General features: G+C 61.5%; 19 protein-coding genes, 1 tRNA gene and 3 pseudogenes. 10 read left to right on the top strand and 13 right to left on the bottom strand.

The features are described from left to right. Positions 1–75: 75 nt before the first annotated feature. Positions 76–600, bottom strand: a complete 525-nt coding sequence (locus PHA8399_RS15725) for a hypothetical protein (RefSeq protein WP_058287051.1) — start codon at positions 598–600, stop codon at positions 76–78. 312 nt (positions 601–912) lie between these two features. On the opposite strand from PHA8399_RS15725, the gene rpsF reads away from it, so the two are divergent. From rpsF to PHA8399_RS15760, 7 genes are all read left to right on the top strand, one after another. Next, positions 913–1266: a 30S ribosomal protein S6 gene (rpsF, locus tag PHA8399_RS15730; RefSeq protein ID WP_008554352.1), complete on the top strand. Its 354-nt coding sequence runs from the start codon at positions 913–915 to the stop codon at positions 1264–1266. A gap of 28 nt (positions 1267–1294) precedes the next feature. Further along, the gene (gene rpsR, locus PHA8399_RS15735) at positions 1295–1522 is read left to right on the top strand and encodes a 30S ribosomal protein S18 (protein WP_005982441.1); all 228 of its coding nucleotides are present in this window, start codon (positions 1295–1297) and stop codon (positions 1520–1522) included. A gap of 12 nt (positions 1523–1534) precedes the next feature. Next, on the top strand, positions 1535–2149 hold the full coding sequence (rplI, locus tag PHA8399_RS15740; RefSeq protein ID WP_058287052.1) for a 50S ribosomal protein L9: 615 nt from the start codon (positions 1535–1537) through the stop codon (positions 2147–2149). Between the two features lie 175 nt (positions 2150–2324). Continuing rightward, the gene (locus PHA8399_RS15745; protein ID WP_058287053.1) at positions 2325–2516 is read left to right on the top strand and encodes a hypothetical protein; all 192 of its coding nucleotides are present in this window, start codon (positions 2325–2327) and stop codon (positions 2514–2516) included. Positions 2517–3051: 535 nt separating this feature from the next. After that, positions 3052–3528 (top strand): lytic transglycosylase domain-containing protein, encoded by a 477-nt coding sequence (locus tag PHA8399_RS15750; RefSeq protein ID WP_058287054.1) that lies wholly within the window; start codon positions 3052–3054, stop codon positions 3526–3528. Positions 3529–3690: 162 nt separating this feature from the next. Then, positions 3691–4164 carry a hypothetical protein gene (locus PHA8399_RS15755; RefSeq protein ID WP_058287055.1) on the top strand — a complete coding sequence of 158 codons (474 nt, stop codon included), beginning with the start codon at positions 3691–3693 and terminating at the stop codon, positions 4162–4164. Continuing rightward, positions 4161–4844 (top strand): HTTM domain-containing protein, encoded by a 684-nt coding sequence (locus PHA8399_RS15760; RefSeq protein WP_058287056.1) that lies wholly within the window; start codon positions 4161–4163, stop codon positions 4842–4844. The genes PHA8399_RS15755 and PHA8399_RS15760 overlap by 4 nt, the downstream gene beginning before the upstream one ends. Positions 4845–4910: 66 nt before the next feature. On the opposite strand, the gene tig is transcribed toward PHA8399_RS15760, so the two are convergent. The 3 genes from tig to PHA8399_RS15775 all read right to left on the bottom strand — a co-directional run bounded on the left by tig (position 4911) and on the right by PHA8399_RS15775 (position 9022). After that, complete coding sequence (gene tig, locus PHA8399_RS15765) at positions 4911–6242, bottom strand: trigger factor (RefSeq protein WP_058287057.1); 1332 nt, start codon at positions 6240–6242, stop codon at positions 4911–4913. A 197-nt stretch (positions 6243–6439) separates the two neighbouring features. Then, complete coding sequence (locus PHA8399_RS15770) at positions 6440–7558, bottom strand: porin (RefSeq protein WP_058287058.1); 1119 nt, start codon at positions 7556–7558, stop codon at positions 6440–6442. Between the two features lie 348 nt (positions 7559–7906). Then, complete coding sequence (locus PHA8399_RS15775; protein WP_058287059.1) at positions 7907–9022, bottom strand: porin; 1116 nt, start codon at positions 9020–9022, stop codon at positions 7907–7909. 341 nt (positions 9023–9363) lie between these two features. Between PHA8399_RS15775 and PHA8399_RS15780 the strand changes: the two genes are divergently transcribed. Further along, positions 9364–10434 carry a tyrosine-type recombinase/integrase gene (locus PHA8399_RS15780; protein WP_280137383.1) on the top strand — a complete coding sequence of 357 codons (1071 nt, stop codon included), beginning with the start codon at positions 9364–9366 and terminating at the stop codon, positions 10432–10434. Between the two features lie 154 nt (positions 10435–10588). After that, positions 10589–10702 (top strand): annotated as a pseudogene (locus PHA8399_RS22720) (IS5/IS1182 family transposase); the annotation flags it as partial. A gap of 53 nt (positions 10703–10755) precedes the next feature. Here PHA8399_RS22720 and PHA8399_RS22025 read toward each other — a convergent pair. The 9 genes and pseudogenes from PHA8399_RS22025 to PHA8399_RS15825 form a co-directional block, all read right to left on the bottom strand. Next, a pseudogene (locus PHA8399_RS22025) lies at positions 10756–10866 on the bottom strand (sugar phosphate nucleotidyltransferase); the annotation flags it as partial. 21 nt (positions 10867–10887) lie between these two features. Continuing rightward, entirely contained in the window at positions 10888–11862 is a 975-nt protein-coding gene (fcl, locus tag PHA8399_RS15790; protein WP_058287062.1) for a GDP-L-fucose synthase, read from the bottom strand. A gap of 4 nt (positions 11863–11866) precedes the next feature. Then, positions 11867–12985 carry a GDP-mannose 4,6-dehydratase gene (gmd, locus tag PHA8399_RS15795; RefSeq protein ID WP_027245725.1) on the bottom strand — a complete coding sequence of 373 codons (1119 nt, stop codon included), beginning with the start codon at positions 12983–12985 and terminating at the stop codon, positions 11867–11869. Between the two features lie 66 nt (positions 12986–13051). Continuing rightward, positions 13052–14245, bottom strand: a complete 1194-nt coding sequence (locus PHA8399_RS15800; protein WP_058287063.1) for a DegT/DnrJ/EryC1/StrS family aminotransferase — start codon at positions 14243–14245, stop codon at positions 13052–13054. Further along, a complete protein-coding gene (locus PHA8399_RS15805; protein ID WP_058287064.1) occupies positions 14242–15018 on the bottom strand; it encodes a glycosyltransferase family 2 protein in 777 nt (258 codons plus the stop codon). The genes PHA8399_RS15800 and PHA8399_RS15805 overlap by 4 nt, the downstream gene beginning before the upstream one ends. After that, positions 15011–15808, bottom strand: a complete 798-nt coding sequence (locus PHA8399_RS15810) for an NAD-dependent epimerase/dehydratase family protein (RefSeq protein WP_058287065.1) — start codon at positions 15806–15808, stop codon at positions 15011–15013. The genes PHA8399_RS15805 and PHA8399_RS15810 overlap by 8 nt, the downstream gene beginning before the upstream one ends. Before the next feature lie 2 nt (positions 15809–15810). Then, positions 15811–16743 (bottom strand): hypothetical protein, encoded by a 933-nt coding sequence (locus tag PHA8399_RS15815; protein WP_058287066.1) that lies wholly within the window; start codon positions 16741–16743, stop codon positions 15811–15813. A 174-nt stretch (positions 16744–16917) separates the two neighbouring features. Beyond that, positions 16918–17388 (bottom strand): annotated as a pseudogene (locus tag PHA8399_RS15820) (integrase core domain-containing protein); the annotation flags it as partial. Between the two features lie 811 nt (positions 17389–18199). Then, positions 18200–18284 (bottom strand) — tRNA-Leu (locus tag PHA8399_RS15825). A gap of 220 nt (positions 18285–18504) precedes the next feature. On the opposite strand from PHA8399_RS15825, the gene PHA8399_RS15830 reads away from it, so the two are divergent. Continuing rightward, positions 18505–19032, top strand: a complete 528-nt coding sequence (locus PHA8399_RS15830) for a Hint domain-containing protein (protein ID WP_058287067.1) — start codon at positions 18505–18507, stop codon at positions 19030–19032. Position 19033: the final 1 nt, after the last annotated feature.

Genomic DNA, 19033 nt, shown 5'->3' on the forward strand with positions numbered 1-19033 from the left:
AGTATCTGTGAGCGGGCGAACACAAAACCCGGCTGTTGTGCAGCCGGGCCTGTCTCGCGCAAAAGTGATGGGCGCTCAGGTCAGGATCCGCACCGCGCCGCTGAACTGGTCGCGCAGCTGGCTGCGCATCGCGGCAGACTGGAGCGGCAGCTCGATCAGCAGGCTGCCGTCTGTTTCATACATCTGCACCGATGCGGCGGTCAGCCGGACCGCGCCGAGGCTTTCGTAGCTGCGGCGCAGCACCGTGGCCGGGCGGCCCTGCCCGTCCCGCTGCAGCAGGCGCAGCTCGCGGCGGACCGGATCGAAACAGGCCTCGGACCGGCGGCCGGGCCCCTGCGCGGTCATCAGCACCAGCCCGGCCAGCAGGAAGGCCACCGACACCCCCATCCGGATCAGGTTCATCTCCGGGCCGGCGCCGGCCCCGGGCACCAGCCACAGCCCGGTGGAGCCAAGGATCATCGCCGCCCCCAGCAGCCGCAGCAGGATCAGCCGCAGTTTCCAGTTTGCCTCCAGCCACAGGCTGAGCGGCATCGCCCTGGCCGCAGCACCAAGCGCCGCGGCGCCGGAGGCCATCGGCGGGGATTGATCTGTCACTGCCATCTGACTGCCCTTTCTAAAGCTGCCCTGCCCGCGCGGAACCGCTCTTGCGTTCAGGCGCGCCGTTTGCGTTAAGACTTCGTTAAACATTCAGGCCCGGCATTGGGGCAGCAATGGGGCGTGCCTGCGGTTTTGCAGCGGCGGCCCGCTGCGGCCCCCGGGCCGCGCCGGTTTTGCCTTGCTCTTTGCGCCTCAGCCTGTATAGGAGGCCCTGCTTCCGCGACACTTTCGATCCGCGCAGCCTCTCGTGACCAGGCAGTGGAAGCATGTGATGCCCGGTCTATGAAATGCGCCTAGACACAAACAGGAGTTCGCATGCCACTCTATGAGCATGTCATGATTGCGCGTCAGGACCTGTCCAACTCGCAAGCAGAAGGCCTCATCGAACACTTCGGTGCTGTTCTGTCCGACAACGGCGGCAAGCTGGTCGACCAGGAGTACTGGGGCGTCAAGACCATGGCCTACAAGATCAACAAGAACCGCAAGGGCCACTATGCCTTCCTGCGCACCGACGCGCCCGCGTCTGCCGTGCAGGAAATGGAGCGCCTGATGCGTCTGCATGATGACGTGATGCGCGTCCTGACCATCAAGGTCGACGAGCACGCCGAGGGCCCTTCGGTCCAGATGCAGAAGCGCGACGAACGCGGCGAACGCCGTGAGCGCCGCTGATCAACGCTTGAGAAAAGGACGCTAAATCATGGCAGCCAAACCGTTTTTCCGCCGCCGCAAGGTTTGCCCGTTCTCGGGCGACAACGCGCCGAAGATCGACTACAAGGACACCCGTCTGCTGCAGCGCTACATCTCTGAGCGCGGCAAGATCGTTCCTTCGCGCATCACCGCCGTTTCGGCCAAGAAGCAGCGTGAGCTGGCCCGTGCTATCAAGCGCGCCCGCTTCCTCGCCCTGCTGCCCTACGCCGTGAAGTAAGGAGATAAGCAGATGCAAGTTATCCTTCTTGAGCGCGTTGCAAAACTGGGCCAGATGGGCGACGTCGTTGACGTGAAGCCCGGCTTCGCCCGGAACTTCCTGCTGCCGCAGGGCAAGGCAAAAACCGCCTCCGAGGCCAACATCGCTTCTTTCGAAGCCCAGAAAGCGCAGCTGGAAGCGCGCAACCTGGAGACCAAGAAAGAAGCCGAGGCTCTGGCTGCGAAGCTGGACGGCCAGCAGTTCATCGTGATTCGCTCCGCATCGGACGCGGGCGCGCTGTACGGCTCCGTCACCCCGCGCGACGCGGCTGAAGCGGCAACCGAAGCCGGTTTCTCGGTCGACAAGAAACAGGTCGCCCTGATCGCTCCGATCAAGGACCTCGGCCTGCACTCGGTCTCCGTCAAGCTGCACCCGGAAGTCGAAGCCACCATCAAACTGAACGTTGCGCGTTCGGCAGAAGAAGCCGAACTGCAGGCATCGGGCAAATCGATCCAGGAGCTGGCCGCCGAAGAGGAAGCCGCTGCTGAATTCGAGATCTCCGAGCTGTTCGACGATATCGGCTCCGCAGCCTCCGACGACGACGAAGGCCCGGCAATCGAAGCCGCTGGCGACGAAGAAACCAACTGATCCCTTCGGGTCAGCTGAGACATGGGAAAGGCCGCCTTTTGGGCGGCCTTTTTCAGTTTGCGGCGGCCAACGCTAAAAGCCGGCCTAAGTTTTAAGAACATGCGCGTCCGCCATAAACCTTCCGTTTGCCGTTCCTTGCCAGCATGGCAGCGGGAGCAGAAGGGAGGGGTTTGCCTTGGATAACGACCTGGAGCGTGAGGAGCTGGCGCTGCGCCGGCGGCTGCTGTTCCGGCTGTTGCGCGGCCACCGGTTCGACCGGCCGGACTTCAGAACCGAAGCGATTGCCGATATCGTGCCCAATGGCCTGATTGCGCCGGACCGCAGCCTGTTCGGGACGCCGGACAAGCCAGGCCGCACGGCTGGCTGACACGGCTGGCTGATATGGCGGCCTGAAACGGCGGGCAGCGCCCGCGGGACAGGCTGTGCAACGTCAGGTTCATGCCTGGCCAGACCCCGCCGAAAGCCCCGCTGGCGGAGGCACCGGCACGGTCGCCCGCGCGCATTTCTGCGCCCCGGACGCGCCCCGAAGTCCGGCTTTGCAAGACAGTCTGGCCGGCGCCCGGCCAAGGGGTTGTTGGGACCGCGGAAAATTGGGAAACAGCCGCGGCCCCGTCTGCCCGATTTGGTCAGATGCCCCACAGGCGTGAGGGGCGATCTGCCTGAGGGTCGTGTTGCCTCAATGCGCATCCCCAATATGTAGTGGGCGGGCATATTTAACAAATGTCTAGTGCTTAAACTTTGAAGAACCCGCCTGCCCCTCTCAGAACAGCCCCGCTCAGGCGGAAACCCCCTGTCGGTTTGGCGGTTCCCCGCCGCAGGCGGCCCCGGTGGCACGGGCAGGATTGCAGCGCCCGCCGAGGCGGGTAATCTGCCCGGCGTGAGAAACCGCTTTCGGAGGCCGCATGACGCGCCGGACCCCTTTGATCTTGTTTTTTGCGGCTGCAGTGCTGTCTGCCTGCGCCAGCCCCGCCTCCCCGCCGGAGGTGTCCAGAGCCGCCCCGCCGCTCTACCCCAATGAAACCCCGGATCTGCGCCAGAAGATCAACTATTGGGCAGATCACTACGAGGTGCCGCGCAGCCTTGTGCACAGGCTGGCGGTCCGCGAAAGCACCCACAGGCCCAAGGCGGTGAACCGCCCCTACTACGGGCTGCTGCAGATCCTTCCCGCGACAGCGCGGTCGATGGGCTTCAAAGGCGAGCCTCAGGAACTGCTGGATGCCGACACCAACCTGCAATTTTCCGTAAAGTACCTGCGCGGCGCCTGGCTTCTGGCTGACGGCAGCCAGGACATGGCGGTAAAGCATTACTCGCGCGGTTATTATTACGAGGCCAAGCGCCGTGGCATGCTGGTGGAAACCGGCCTGCGGCCTGGAGGCTGACACCCGCCGGATCCGCATCCGCAGCGCCCCAAGGGGGCGCTGCCCGGCCCAACGGGACGCCGGGCTTTCCGCAGGAAAGCGCCAAGGACGGGCGGGAGCGCCGCGCTGAGCATCTGGCGGGGCTTTAGCAAAATTCTAACCGGCGCCCGCTTTACTGGCGCGATGCTGACCCTGTTCAAACTGCTGCTGCCGGCGCTGATGCCGTCCTGGCGCTTCTTCAAATCGGTGGATCCGTCGCCGCGGGTGGAATGGCGCCTGCTTTCCAGCGCGTCCGGACCGCCCGCGCCCTGGCAGGAATTCCGGCCGCGGCCCGAGCGGCTGAGCCCGCTTGCTGTGGCCGGGCGGATGCTGTGGAATGCGCGCTGGAACGAAAGCCTGTTTCTGGTCAGCTGCGCCGAGCGGCTGACGCTGGCGCCGACCGAACACAGCCGCCAGGAAATCCTGCGCCGGATCGCGGCCGATCTGCGGCGCGGGCAGCCTCCCGGCGCGCTGCAGCCGTACCTGCAGTTCCGCCTGGTTTTTCTGGACCGGGGGGAGGACGGCCAGCTGATCAAGGCCGTCACCTATCAGTCCGAGCCGCATCTGATGGCCGCCCTCTCCGCTCAAGCGGCACGGGCCGAACGGGCCGCCGCATGAGCCTGGAGCTGGCCCTGCGCGCAACCGAGGTGCTGCTGGCGCTCGCCTTTCTGCAGCAAAGCGCCGAGCATATGGCGGGTTTCCGGGATGAGCAGATCCTGCACGGCCCCCGCCTGCTGCTGGCCGGTTTGCTGCTGTTCGGGATCGCCACGCCCTGGGTCCTGCTGGGACTGGTGATCGTGGGGCTTTTGCTGCTGCAGCGGTTTCAAGGCCCCTACAATGGCGGCAGCGACAAGATGAGCCTCTTGATCCTCTGCTGCCTGACTGCGGCCCGCTGGCTGCCGTCGGAGCAATGGCAGGAATACGCCTTTGCCTATCTCGCCGGGCAGCTGGTGATCTGCTACTTCATCTCCGGCCAGGTGAAGATCGTGAACCCCGAATGGCGGTCCGGGCGGGCGCTGCAGGATGTGTTCCGCTTCTCGGCCTATCCGGTCAGCGAAGGATTGCGCCGCCTGGCGGACCGTCCGCGGCTGCTGTGGGCGATGGGTTGGGCGGTGATGCTGTTTGAGGTGCTGTTTCCGCTGGCGCTGTTCAGCCGCGAGGCGCTGGTGCTGGCGCTGTTCACCGCGGCGCTGTTCCACCTTGCCAATGCCTGCCTGTTCGGGCTGAACCGGTTTTTCTGGATCTGGCTGGCGGCCTACCCGTCGCTGCTGTGGCTGCAGGAGCGGGCGGTTCTGTGACCGGGCCGCGCATGAAAAAGGCCGCCCCGGGGGCGGCCTTTAAGTGATCTTGCAGGAAGGGGAGGATTACTCCTCTTCCAGCGCCTCAACCGCCTTTTCCAGCTCGTCTTTGGAGACTTCTTTCTCCTCGACTTTGGCCTGGCCGACGATGTGGTCGACAACCTTGTCTTCGAAGATCGGCGCGCGCAGCTGCTGCTGCATCTGGGCGTTCTGCTGGATGAATTCGAAGAACTGACGCTCCTGCCCCGGGTACTGGCGGGCCTGGCTCATGATCGCCTGGGTCATTTCGGCGTCGGTCACTTCGACCTCGGCTTTCTGGCCCAGCTCGGCCAGCAGCAGGCCCAGACGCACGCGGCGCTCTGCCAGCTTGACGTGCTCTTCGGTCGGCTCGATCTCACCGTGGTTGTGATCGTGCACTTCCGGGTTGTCCTCGTGCCACAGCTGATGCGCGATCTGCTTGGCTTCGGCGTCGACCAGCGACGGCGGCAGGTCGAAGGAGACCAGCGCATCCAGCTTGTCCAGCAGCGCGCGCTTCAGCACCGCGCGGGCGGCACCGGCGTATTCGGCCTCCAGGCGCTCAGCGATCTGGCCCTTGAGCGCGTCCAGGTCGTCAGAGCCGAATTTCTTGGCCAGCTCGTCGTCGATCTCAGCCGCTTTCGGAGCCTTCACCTCTTTCACGGTGCAGGTGAACACGGCCTCTTTGCCAGCCAGGTGCTCTGCGCCGTATTCCTCGGGGAAGGACACGGTCACCTCTTTTTCTTCACCGGCTTTGGTGCCGACCAGCTGCTCTTCGAAGCCGGGGATGAAGGAGTTGGAGCCCAGCACCAGCGGGTAGTCGTCGCCTGCGCCGCCGTCGAAGGCTTCGCCGTCGATCTTGCCGACGAAATCGATCACGACCTGGTCGCCGTCTTCGGCTGCTGCGCCCTCTTCGCGGGCTTCGAATTCCTTGGCGGTTTCGGCCAGGTTGGCCAGCGCTTCGCTGACGGCTTCGTCTTCAGCCTTCACAACCAGCTTTTCCAGCTCAACGCCGGAGAAGTCGACCTCGGGGATTTCCGGCAGTGCCTCGTAGGACATCTCGACGTTGACGTCGTCGCCTTCTTTCCAGTCTTCGTTGGTCATCTTGACTTCGGGCTGCAGCGCCGGACGGTCGCCGCTATCCTCGAAATGCTTGTTCATGGCGCCGTCGATGGATTCCTGCATCGCTTCGCCCATCAGGCGCTGGCCGAACTGCTTTTTCAGCAGCGCCATCGGCACCTTGCCCTTGCGGAAACCCTTCATTTCGATTTCCGGCTGAGCTTCGACCAGCTTTTCGTTGACCTTCTCGTCCAGCTCGGCGGCGGTGACGGTGATGGCGTAGCCGCGTTTCAGACCTTCGTTCAGCGTCTCGGTGACCTGCATCCTATTCCCCATAGAGATTCGGGGCCCCTGTGCGAGGTGCCCCCAGACAATTTGCGGTCTTCTATTTCCCCCGGCGCGGCGGCGCAAGGGGGATTGCCCCTTTCCTGATCAATCCCGCGCATTTCCGGGGTGCCGTAACGAAAAACACGCCCCGCAAAGGGGGCGTGTCTGCCGTTCAGAAACCGGGAAGGTGCGGTTCAGAACTTCCAGCGGGCGCCGGCCAGGATGACGTTTGCGTCCTGGTAGGTCGCGGGGCCGGTGTCGGCATAGGAATAGTCGCGGTAGGCCAGGTAGGTTTCGACATTATAGGCGTCGATCTTCTGAACCGCGGCCACGCCCCAGGACTCGGCGCTGTCGCCAACAGTGACCATGTCGGAGCCGTCATAATAGTCAACCGAGAAGGAGGTCGCCCCGGCCGCAATCAGGTCCGCCGAATAGCCCAGCTTGGCATAGGCATAGGTGCCCGCGATGTCGCGCTCGCCCGCGGCGAGGTTCAGCGACAGGCCGGTGGCCTTGTGCAGAACCGCAAAGGAGCCGGAGATGTCGCGGGTGTCGGCCTTGCCGGTTTCCTCGGTCCAGGAGGCGCCGATGCCGGTGTCGATGGCAAAGCCTGCGGCATCGTCGTTGGCCCACCGCACCGCCACGTCATAGCTTTCGCGGTCGTTGGCGTCCTTCAGGACATCGGTGCCCCAGGAGGTCGAGAAGGTGAACCCCGCCAGCTCCGGCGAGTCATAGCGGACGCGGCCCAGGCGGCTGCCGTCGAAGTCATTGAAGACATCGCCGATGTCCACGGAGCTGAGTGCGCCGGCGCCGGTGCGGAAGGCATAGCCGCCTGCGGAGTCAGCCACCGCGTTCGAGGCGCCGAGGCCGGTGCCGGAGAAATCCGCGCCGGTGATGCCGTCGGTTGCCATCGAACCCTGACCGGCCGAGAACCGGCCATAGCGCGCGTTGTCGAACTGGAAGTCGACGTGGCGGATATTGGTGCGGTCCCAGCTGATGTTGTCGCCGGTCGAAAGCTGGCTGACCCCGTCCGACGAGCGGAAGCCGAAGGCGGTTTCAAAGTTGAACCGCAGGGTGTTTTCGCCATAGGCCTGCTCCAGCCAGAAGCCGATGCGCGAGTTGGAGGCCGCGTTGTCGGTCAGCCGGTTGAAGTCCTGCCCGCCATCGTCAAAGGACTGATAGACGGGGTTGAACTGGCCGTACCAGCGGAAGCTGCCGCCGGTGTCGTTGGTATAGGTGGGGCCTGCAAATGCCGGTGCAGCAAGTGCGGCTGCGAGGGAGGCTGCGCCGGCGCGGGCTGCAATCTTGATTTTCATATTCTGTCTCCTGTTCCGCCGCTTACGGCCGCTGTCCGGCACAGGCCAGCGCAGCAGCCGAGGGAGCCTCTGCGCGCGTGGCATGAATTCCGGGTCAGATGACCGCTGCGGCATGTGTGAAAATCTGCTCGTGGCAAAAAATCACCTGCACCGTAGCGCTGGCATGAACCGGGAGATGTGAAGACGGTTACGTTGACGCCCCGCCTGGCGCAAAGCAGCTATGCTTTCTGCGCAACTCTGAGCCGGGAGCCAGCCGGTCCCGCCGCCGCAGGGGTTCAGGGCAGCCCCCATTGCAAAACGCCCCGGGTTCCCGGAGCGTTTTTTCCGTTTCGAAGCTTGCTCTGCAGGTCAGAACTTCCAGCGCGCGCCCAATACCCAGGTCGAGACATCCTGGTAAGACGCCGCGGCATCCTCATAATCATACTCCTGGTAAGTCAGGTATATGTCGGTATTGAAATTCTTAACCTTCTGAACCGCACCGATACCCCAGCCCTTGGAGCTGGAGCCGTTCACATTGAAGTCCTCGCCTTCATAGTAATGCACCCCAAGACCGGTCTTGCCCCAGGGCAGCCATTCGTTTTCATAGCCGATCTTGGCGTAGTAATAGCTGGGGTCACTCGCGCCTGCCGCGTCATTGTCGCGGGTGCCGCCCGCAACGGTGAAGCTGATCCCGTTGTCCAGCAGCACCGAGGCAGAGCCGATCACGTCGGACCGCTCATCGCCATCGTCTTCGCGCACCTGATAAGCCAGGGATGCGGCGAAATTGGTGGGACCGAACTCCTGCCCGTAGAACACGCCGATATCATAGTAGTCGGCTTCATCGGATGAAGAGAGGACGTTCTGCCCCCAGGCCAGGCCTGCGGAAAAGCCATTGAAATCCGGCGTGTCGTAACGGATGCGGCCGCGTCTGGACCCGTCGAGATTGTCAAACGCATCCGCCAGGACCGGCCCGCTGAGCGCCCCCGCGGTGTCGCGGATCAGGAACCCGGCATTGGAGTCGACCTTGAAGGAGTAGAGCGCGGTGCCGACATAAGACAGATCCGTCTCCGCCGCGCCGTCCGCCAACATGCTGCCCTGCCCGGCTGAGAATTTGCCCCAGCCTCCCTCCAGCCAGAAGTCAACATGGCGCAGGTCGGCGCGGGTCCAGCCGCTGTAGTCGGACCCGAACTGATTGACTTCGGTCGAATTGGGAAAGCCCAGCCCGGTCTCAAACCGGAAGCCGAAGGCCGTGCCGCCCAGGGGCTGGATCAGCCGCAGCCCCACCCGGGACCGGGACAGGTCATTGTCCAGCAGGTTTGTCTCGGTCTGCTGTCCGTCATCGACGGAGATGATTGCGGGATTCAGCTGGCCGTAGATTTCAACGGAACCGCCGGTGGTGTTGGTGTATTTCAGTTCGGCTGCCGCAGGCTGCGCCAGAACGCACAGCCCTGCCGCCGCCGCAGCACAGAAAGGAAGACGGGTCACGGCTGCTCTCCTTGATCCTCAAACTGGTGATCAGCACCTAGGCGACAGGTAGCGCGCCCGCGTCAAAGGCAAGGCCTGCTTGCGCACCACCCGCGCCGCAGCTTCCGAACCGTGCGTAAGCTTCCAGTCGAACACATCTGAAGGATGGTGCGGGTGAAGGGCCTTAAAAAGCTATATCTAGCTATTCTAGCTGATGTCAGCCTGTGCGCGATTGGCCGCTTTTACCTGTAATTTCATAAACTTTGCCATCTCATACAGTCTCGACACGTTGCACTGAATACTATACCTTGAGGTGGACCAAAAGGTGGACTGAAACCGAGGGAACCACGGCCAGAAACAAATTGACTGCACGCGGCATTATGGCTCTCGAGGCGGGGAAATACTGTGATGGCGCTGGGCTCTGGCTGGTTAAACCGGAACCCAAAAACGGCAAATGGGTGCTGCGCATCACGGTTCATGGCAAACGACGAGAAATGGGGCTCGGGCGCTGGCCTGATGTAAGTTTGGCCGAGGCGCGTGAAAAGGCGGATGAAGCGCGCCGTGAACTGCGGGATGGGCGCGATCCGATCCGGGAGCGTCAAAAGCGGCGCCGGGTTGCCCAGCGCAATCTGCACCTGTTTCGAGATATTGCTCATGATGCTTTTGAAACGCGCAAGGCAGAGCTAAGAGATGGCGGAAAGGCCGGCCGCTGGTTTAGTCCGCTCGAACTGCATGTGTTACCGAAACTGGGCCATATGCCCGTCGCGGAGATCACCCAAATCGACCTGCGCGACTGCTTTGCGCCGATCTGGCACACGAAAGCAGAAACCGCTCGCAAGGCCCTGACCCGCACCTCCATCTGCCTGGAACACGCGGCGGCGCTGGGCATCGATGTGGACCTGCAGGCGCCAAAGAAAGCACGGGCACTACTTGGAAAATCCAAGACAACATCCACCAACATACCTGCGCTTCCCTGGCAAGGGGTGCCAACCTTCTATCAGAGCCTTGACGAGGGATCTGTGACGCATCTTGCGCTACGGCTGTTGATCCTAACGGGTGTGCGCTCCAAGCCTCTGAGATTTATGCGGGAAGAGCAGATAGAGGGGGATGTCAGGGTGATCCCCGCGGACCAAATGAAGGGGCGAAAGGACGCGACCGCGGATTTCCGTGTCCCGATCTCCACCGAGGCGCTGCGTGTTATCAATAAAGCGCGCCAACATGCGCGTGACGGGTATCTCTTCCCTAGCGTTCGCAAGGGCGTGATTTCCGACGCCACCATGTCGCGGCTGATGGAACGGCGCGGAATGAAGGCTCGACCCCACTGGTTCCGGTCCAGTCTTCGAGTCTGGTTGGCCGAGGCGACGGATGCGAGCCATGAAGTCGCTGAGACGATGCTTGGCCATGTGGTCGGGAGTGCTGTCGTGCGCGCTTAATCGGGCTGGCCTGATGGATGGGTCGGGTTCTCGATAGACTTGCAGCAAATTGCTGCAACTTGAGGAGAACGAGATGGATTACTTTGTGGGTTTGGACGTGTCACTGCGGACTGTCGCCGTCTGCGTGATTGATACCGACGGCCAACACGTCTTCGAGCGCATTGCCGCAAAAGACCCCGACCGCCAAACCGCCGAAATCCACTTCCGCATCGCACTCATCAACCGCTTCAACGCACTCGGCACTGCCAAGATCATCCGCGTCGCCTAAATTCGGAGGGGAAAGGGGTAGTCAGACCTCAAGAGGGAGTTATACCACAATGCCGTGGTATCACCGGCCAGAGGCACGAACTGCTTGGCGTAGCTTTTGCGCGACAGCGGCCACAGCCGGGTGCCCGAACCGCCGCACAAAAGGATTGGGGTGATAATCGTCATGTCTCTGCCTCTTGGTCTTTCCTATTTATTTCGCAGGATGGCCAGATCCTGCTGCAAAAACCAGTTGTAGGTTCTGGCGATCCCCTCTTCGAGCGATACCGAAGCCTCCCAGCCCAGACGGGAAAGCCGCGACACATCCATCAGTTTCTGCATGGTGCCATCGGGCCGGGAAGTATCGAAGGCCAGCCGCCCGCGGAAACCGGTGACGCGTGCAATGGATTCCGCCAGTTCCCGAATGGTCATGTCCCGCCCTGTTCCCACGTTGATATGCGACAGCATCGGGGTTGTCTCCCGCTTGTAATCCTCCGGCGCCAGATCCATCACAAAGAGCGATGCGGCAGCCATGTCATCCACATGCAGGAACTCCCGGCGCGGCGCTCCGCTGCCCCAGATGACAACTTCCGCCTCCCCTGCCCGCACAGCCTCGTCAAACCGGCGGATCAGCGCGGGCAGAACATGCGAGTTTTCCGGGTGGAAATTGTCCCCCGGCCCGTACAGGTTCGTCGGCATCACTGAACGGTAGTCGGTGCCGTACTGGCGGTTATAGCTCTCGCACAGCTTGATGCCTGCGATCTTGGCAATGGCATAGGGCTCATTGGTGGCTTCCAGCGGGCCGGACAAAAGCTGCTCCTCGCGGATCGGCGTTTCCGCGTCGCGCGGGTAGATGCAGGATGACCCCAACTGCAGCAGCTTCTGCACCCCGGCCTCAAAGGCGGCGTGGATCACATTGCACTGAATCATCAGGTTTTCGTAGATGAATTGTGCGGGATAGGTGCTGTTGGCATGAATTCCCCCGACCCGGGCTGCCGCCAGAATGACCTGGTCAGGCCGCTCAGCCTGCAGGAATTGCTGCACAGCGGCCTGGTTTGTCAGATCCAGTTCGGCAGAGCTGCGGGTCAGCAGCTCCAGCTCTTCCCCGGTGGCCCGGCGCGCGGCAAGCTGGCGCAGGATAGCGCTGCCGACCATGCCGCGGTGTCCGGCCACAAATATTTTCATACGTTCAGTCCTCCAGCGAGACCGGCAAATCGTAGCCGTGCTCCTTGAGCAGCGCGTGGCGGCGGGCGGTATGCAGGTCTTCGGCAATCATTTCCGCGCACATCTCCTGTACCGTGATTTCCGGCACCCAGCCCAGCTTTTCCTTGGCCTTCGTCGGATCGCCAAGCAGCGTTTCCACTTCCGCAGGGCGGAAATAGCGAGGATCGATCCGCATAACCACATCACCTGGCTTGAGGGCGGGCGCCTTACCCCCTTCGACTGCGGCGACCACGGCCACCTCGTCGAAGCCGCTGCCAGAAAACTCCAGCATGATGCCCAGTTCCGCTGCCGCCCACTGAATGAACTGCCGCACCGTGTACTGCACACCGGTGGCGATGACGAAGTCATCCGCCTGCTGTTGCTGCAGCATCATCCATTGCATCCGCACATAGTCCCGCGCATGACCCCAATCGCGCAGCGCATTGATATTGCCCATGTACAGGCAGGGTTCCAGGCCCTGGGCGATATTGGCCAGTCCGCGGGTAATCTTGCGGGTCACAAAGGTCTCGCCGCGGCGCGGGCTCTCGTGGTTAAACAGGATGCCGTTGCAGGCATACATACCATAGGCCTCACGGTAGTTGACCGTGATCCAGTAGGAGTAAAGCTTGGCCACCGCATAGGGAGAGCGGGGATAGAAAGGCGTGGTTTCGCGCTGCGGCGTTTCCTGCACAAGGCCATATAGCTCAGACGTCGACGCCTGGTAGAAACGGGTCTTGTTTTCCAGCCCGAGGAAGCGGATAGCCTCCAGCAGGCGCAAAGTTCCGATCGCATCCACATCCGCCGTGTATTCCGGTGCTTCAAAGGAGACCGCGACATGAGATTGTGCTCCCAGGTTGTAAACTTCATCCGGCTCGACCTCGCGCATGATGCGGGTCAGGTTCGACGTGTCGGTCAGGTCGCCGTAGTGCAGCTTGAAGCGGGCGTGATCCGCATGCGGGTCCTGGTAGATATGATCCACCCTCTGGGTGTTGAACGAGGAGGCGCGCCGCTTGATGCCATGCACCTCATAGCCTTTTTCCAGCAAAAGCTCCGCCAGATAGGATCCGTCTTGTCCGGTTACGCCTGTAATCAGTGCTCTTTTCATCGCGTGTTTCCGCCGTGTTCTGTTGTCGGCCGGGCAGCGGGAGGATCCGCCCAAACCAGGTAGCTGTCAGATGGAGGCCGTGTCCATGTCCTTGGGCCGGGCGACCGAAGTAAAGACCTCGGCAACCCTGGCGGCATCAGCACGGTCCAGGTTATGATGGTTCGGCAGGTAGATGCCGTAATCATGCACCAGATCCGCATTGGGCAGCGTCTGCTCGCCGTATTCCCGCACCCAGAAGGGATGGCGGGCAATATTGCCGCAGATCAGCGGGCGGCACTCAATCCGGTGGGCCTTCAGTGTCTCGAAAACCTCCATCCGGTTCTCGACCAGCGTGCCGTAAGCAAAAGAGGACAGCAGCCCGGTCTCGCTTCGCTGCTGATAGTAGCCGGTCAGCGCCTCCGCGTAGCAGTCAAAGTTGCGCGCCCGGACGGTGCAGATGTCATCCAGCTTCTTCAGCTGCATCCGCCCGATGAAGGCCTGCAGGTCGGTGGAGCGCAGATTGAAGCCCGCATGGTAGAACGTGTAGAAATTGCGGAACTCATCAATCTTGTGCTGGCTTTTCAGCCGCTCGCGCCGCTGCGGATCAAGGTCCCTGCTCCAGCCATGTGAGCGCAGCGACAGCATCACCTGGTGCAGTTCCGCATCGTCGGTCACCACCATTCCGCCCTCGATAGTCGAAATGTGGTGGCCGTAGTAGAATGAGAAACTGCCCGCCGCTCCGTGGCAGCCCAGTTTGCGGTCTCCGTAAGTGGAGCCCAGCGCTTCGCAGCTGTCCTCCAGCAGCAGGATGCCGTAGCGGTCGCAAATCTCCTGAATTTCCTTCAAGTGATTTGCGTGACCCAGCACATGCACAAGGATCAGCATCGACGGCGCCTCAGTCCGGCACAGCTCTTCGAGGTGGTTGAGATCAAGGCCCAGATTGTCAGGGTCGCAATCGCAAAGGCGAACGTCAAAGCCGAGCTGCATCAGCGGCGACACCGTCGTGACCCAGCTTACAGCCGGGGCAATCACCTTGTTGTTGCGCAAGCGGCCCGCCTCCTTGGCGGCATAGATCATCAGCAGGTTCGCCGAGGAGCCCGAGTTGACAAAGACCGCGTGCCCGCAGCCCATCCAGTCCGCAAATTCGCGTTCAAACTCCACTGTCAGGGCGTCCTTGGTCAGCCGGTTGCCTGCCAGCATCCATTCCGCAGTTGCTTCCAGCTCAGCCTGCGAGATCGTATCTTCCGCCAGGGTGACCGGTTTCGGAGCAAGCATGTTCATGCGCGCGCACCCCGCACAGCCTGCATGGCCTTCAATTCGATGTAGTGATGACGCACTTCATTATAGGCCGCTGCAATGTCGGCCTGCTTCTGCTTGTCTTTGAAGGCATCGATCGTGATGCTGCCGTCATGCGCCCGGAAACTGGCCAGCGGCTCTTTAACGAATCCGACCTTCGGGTAACGCAGCATCGATAGAAGCGACGCAAAAATATCCGGTCCGACGCCGTGATACTCACTGGACTGGAGCGGCAAGCGGCCCTGATAAAGAGCATCGATCAGCACCTGCCGGCGAAAGACTGCCGCACCGGGGGAAATCAACGAGCCGACGATTTTTTCCTCGGCCAGGCGGTTTTCGAACACCCCCGTATCCGGAAGCCAGTCCAGGAACTGCGTCATCATTTGCCTGCCGGTTCCGTCCTCCACAACCTCGGCCCCGGTGAAGGCAAATCCCACATCACTGGTCAGCAGCTTTGCGCATTTCTCGATAAAGGTCGGGTGGATCCAGTCATCGTCATATTGCAGATGCACATATTCACCGGAAGCATGCAGGATGCCCTCCAGCCAGCAGAAATGCGGACCGAAATCGCGGTCGCGGCGGACATAGGTGATCTTGTCCCCGTACTCGGCAGCTACCTCAGGCGTGCTGTCGGTCGAACCGTGATCCACCACGATCACCTCGCAGGGATGGGTCTGTGCCAGGGCGCTATCGATGGCCTTAAGCAGCATCTCCGCCCGGTTGAATGTCGGGATGACAATGGAAATCTGTTCAGACATTGCATTCTCCAAGTAATTCCTGCAGGCGCGAAACATCGGCCACCAGATTTGTGCTTTCACCCAAGGGTTTGATTTTCAGCGGAAACGGGGATAGGGACTGGGCAAATCCGGCCACCGTGACAGGCCTGCCGGAGGCAACATTGACCACACCCTCCGCGTCCGAAAGCGCCAGCCGCACGAGATAGCGGGCCGCCTCTTCTGCCGTCAGAAAGTCGCGCAGTCCTTCTGCGCCGTACAGCTCGAACTCTTCCTCAGGATCCACCCCGGCAAAACGCCTTTCCAGCGATGGCCGCAGGTAGCTGCCTGTCTGCTCCGGATCATGGATCGAGAACAGCCGGGCGATGCACAACGAGCGCCCGGAGGCCGCGCAGATATCCCGAGCAGCATGCTCCGCCATCAGTTTGCTCTGACCATAGAGGGAAACCGGTTTGGTATCGGCGGTCTCGCAAATCGGCGCATACTGGCTGGAATAGACATGGCTTGACGAACACAGCAGCAGCCGAGCCGATGATCCTGCAAGCGCCGCCAGAAGGTTCATGGTGCCGCCGGCGTTCACCGCATAGGCCCGGGCTGGATCTGCTTTCACTTCAGCCACCGGAACCATCGCTGCCAGATGAATGACCAGATCCAGCGGCCCCGCTTCCTTGACCGCCGCTGCTGCGGCGGAAAGGCTCGTCAGATCAGCCGTGTTGCGGATCATTTCTGCCTGCGGCGCCAACTCAGCCAGCGCCCTCAAGGCATGCCGACCAACGATCCCGCCGCTGCCCGTGATATAGATTCTCTCTGTCATGCTTACTCTGCGGCCACGGCCTGCTCAGGCAGGCCAAAGATCTTGCGGTACTTGGCCTCAAGAGCCGCGCTTTTTTGCTCGATTTTGTTCAGCGGCGGCTTCTTCGCAAAAGCCTCTGCCTTGCCATACCAGGAGAAATCCCCGCTCAGCACGGCATTTGCAAAGGAGCGCGTGCTCAAACCTTGCGATTTGATAAGTTCATTGTCCTTGTGCGGGCGGAATTCGGCCTGTGCATTCGGATCGGAATAGTACCGCCCGATCACCTTGCGCAGGCGGGTCATTTTCAGCCCCTTCCCTTGCAGAAGATTCCAGAAAATCGCATCTCCGATCGACAGGATCGGCTCACCGTTTCCGAAATAGGTCGGGTACCATTTTCCGATGATTTCGAGGTCCCACATCGTTGCAGCACCATAGGTGCCGCGTTCACCGGATCCGCTGCCTAGCCGCAACCCTTCGCAAGGCCGGGGCGGCCAGGCCGGCACAAAGCAGGTGCCGTCATAACCCGTTACCGGGAATTCCTGCGTCAGATGATCCTTGTCGAAACAGATCAGCCAGTCCCCGCCCACAAGCGCGGACCTTGTCTCCACTGCCTTCTTTGACAGTTCCTGCACAGCATTGGTTGCTAGCCGGTCATCCATGTTTAGATTCATGGCATATCTGGTTCCGGCCAACGCCACGCCTGCTGCCCAGGCTTCATAAATGGTGAGCGGTTTTGAAAAGGAATGCCAAGGCGCTTCAAGCCAATCCGGCGCCTGGTCGCCATTGTCGAAGATGTAGCAAGGTTCAACCGGAATGGACTGGGACTTCAAATTCTCCCAATGCGAGCGCAAAAGCTCCAGCTTGTCAGGCTGCTGATGCCAAACGGCGCAGAATACCGTTACCAAACGCCGGTCTTTCTGAGCGGTATCCGGCTGATTATGTGACTCAAAGTGCATTCTGCAGCTTCTCCAAAACAATGTCTGCGAGGCTTTGCCCCTATGAGAAACTGGCTAACGGACAAAAAATAATTTTAGGTTAAGTGACGGGTTCTCTGTTCGGTACCCAAGGAGGCAGGCAAACGCCCCAGGAAGGCACAGCCGGTGACGTGCTCCCCGCAGAGTCCGCGGTTATTAGTTCGCCCTGTTCAGGGTTTGGTCCTCTACTGACCGTTGGTGATACTCCCACGGGGTGAGCCCGTCGAGGCTCGTATGCGGGCGATGGTGATTGTAATCGTCACGCCAAGCCGCGATCAGCTCTCGGGCGTGGCGCAGGTTGGCGAACAAGTGCTCGTTCAGGCACTCGTCCCGGAGGCGGCCATTGAAGCTTTCCACGAAGCCGTTCTGCATGGGCTTGCCTGGCGCGATGTAGTGCCACTCGACCTTCCGGTCTTCCTGCCATTTCAGAATGGCATTCGACGTCAGTTCGGTCCCATTATCGCTGACCACCATGCAGGGATAGCCACGCGTTCGGGCGATATTATCGAGCTCACGGGCAACCCGCTGGCCGGAGAGTGAGGTGTCCACGACCGCGGCCAGGCATTCCCGGCTGAAGTCGTCTATGACGCATAGCACCCGGAAACGGCGGCCATCGGACAGGCTGTCTCCTCGCTTGGAGAACAGGCTAACTTCAAATCGCGGACTTTTCAGGGGAGCACGTCAGCCATGTCGATCACTCCAATAACCCCTGCCGATAAAAGCCAGGGGCACGGTCACACATGGGCCAATTCTCAATGAAAACTTTCGCCTGTCCCGGGTCAGATCTAAGCGGAAATCACCAGGCAAACACCTAGAAGAGCAACGACGGTTTTGTTGCGCACTGTGTGAGTTCACCGGTTCCAGAACCTCGCAGTTGCAACAAACGGCAGGAACGGCGGGTTGCGCCACAGCAGAAATCCTCGGCTGTTTGTGTCAAACTGTCGAGTTTTCAAGGGGCACTTCCTGCGCGTTGCTGCCGTCGGAGCGATCTACAGCATAAGTAGAAGCTATCTAGCGTCACCGAGCGTCCGCTTCCCGGGAAGGCGCCCCCGATAAATCCACCTGCAGTATTCAGCGCCGCCTGCTCTATATCAATGGCCGCTCCGGGGTTGCGCTGCGGACGAAACAGCAATTTTCCCAAACAATCTTAATGTCGGTTCGTAGGCACATTCGGCACCGGCCATCTGTGCCACTTTGAAACGTTTGGACGCTTATTGGAGCTGTCTTGATTTGTGAACCATTGAGCTACTCACAAATGGTCAGGACCGAAAAAGAGCGCGCAGTGCACCCCCCCCGATGGCCCTCCCGCAGACGGAGGGCGTTTGGGGTTCAGATCTCCTGGCGCATCAGGCGGAACTAAAAAGGGGGACTAGGGGGTGGGCTAAACTTCCAACACCCCAACTAACCAAATGAAATACATAATTATTCCTTGGTCTATTGGTGCGGGTGAAGGGACTTGAACCCCCACGCCTTGCGGCGCCAGAACCTAAATCTGGTGCGTCTACCAATTCCGCCACACCCGCACGGCACAAAGGTCTGCCCCTCGTGTGACGCGCTGAATAGCAAAGCTTGGCGGCGGATGCGAGCGGAAATCGCGCCGCCGCGGCCGTTGTGCAAAACAGCAACAATCCATGCGGAATATCGCAACGATGAGCGGGTTTTTGCGCAATAAGGCTGGGCCTGGAATCCGGTTGTGCCGTAGTTTGGCAGAAAAAGTCTGAGGCAGACAAAGCGAGCAACAACATGAAACCGTTTGGAAATGCGGCCCTGCGCGCGCAATTGGCGATGCGCGGGCAGGCACAGCCCCGGCGGCTGTTTCAGGGCAGCCAGAACATCAGCCTCTTGCGCGGCACCGCTGTGCTGACCCGCGAGGGGGAGCGCGCAGCAGAAGACATCACGGCAGGCGACAGCCTGATCACCCGCACCCAGGGCATGGCCCGGGTCGAGGCCGTCCGCAGCCGCCGCGCGATGCTGCAGGCGGTCTGCATTGCTGCCGGTTCTCTGGGCGATACCGGGGGCGAAGGCGGCCTCACCGTGCCGTGGGACCAGCGCATTCTGGTGCGCGACTGGCGCACCAAGGCGATGTTCGGCCAGCCGCAGGCGGTGGTGCCGGCCTATGAGCTGGTGGACGGCGAGTTCATCCGCGACCTCGGCCTGCAGATGATGGATCTGACGGTGCTGGAGTTCTCCCGCCCGCATGTGATCTACGCAGGCGGTCTGGAGCTGGCCGCGGCCGCCGCGCCGCAAGAGGACCTGCGCCCGGCGGCCTGAT

Origin of the sequence: Leisingera aquaemixtae, from assembly GCF_001458395.1 — a bacterium.
In the GTDB taxonomy this organism is placed as follows: domain Bacteria; phylum Pseudomonadota; class Alphaproteobacteria; order Rhodobacterales; family Rhodobacteraceae; genus Leisingera; species Leisingera aquaemixtae.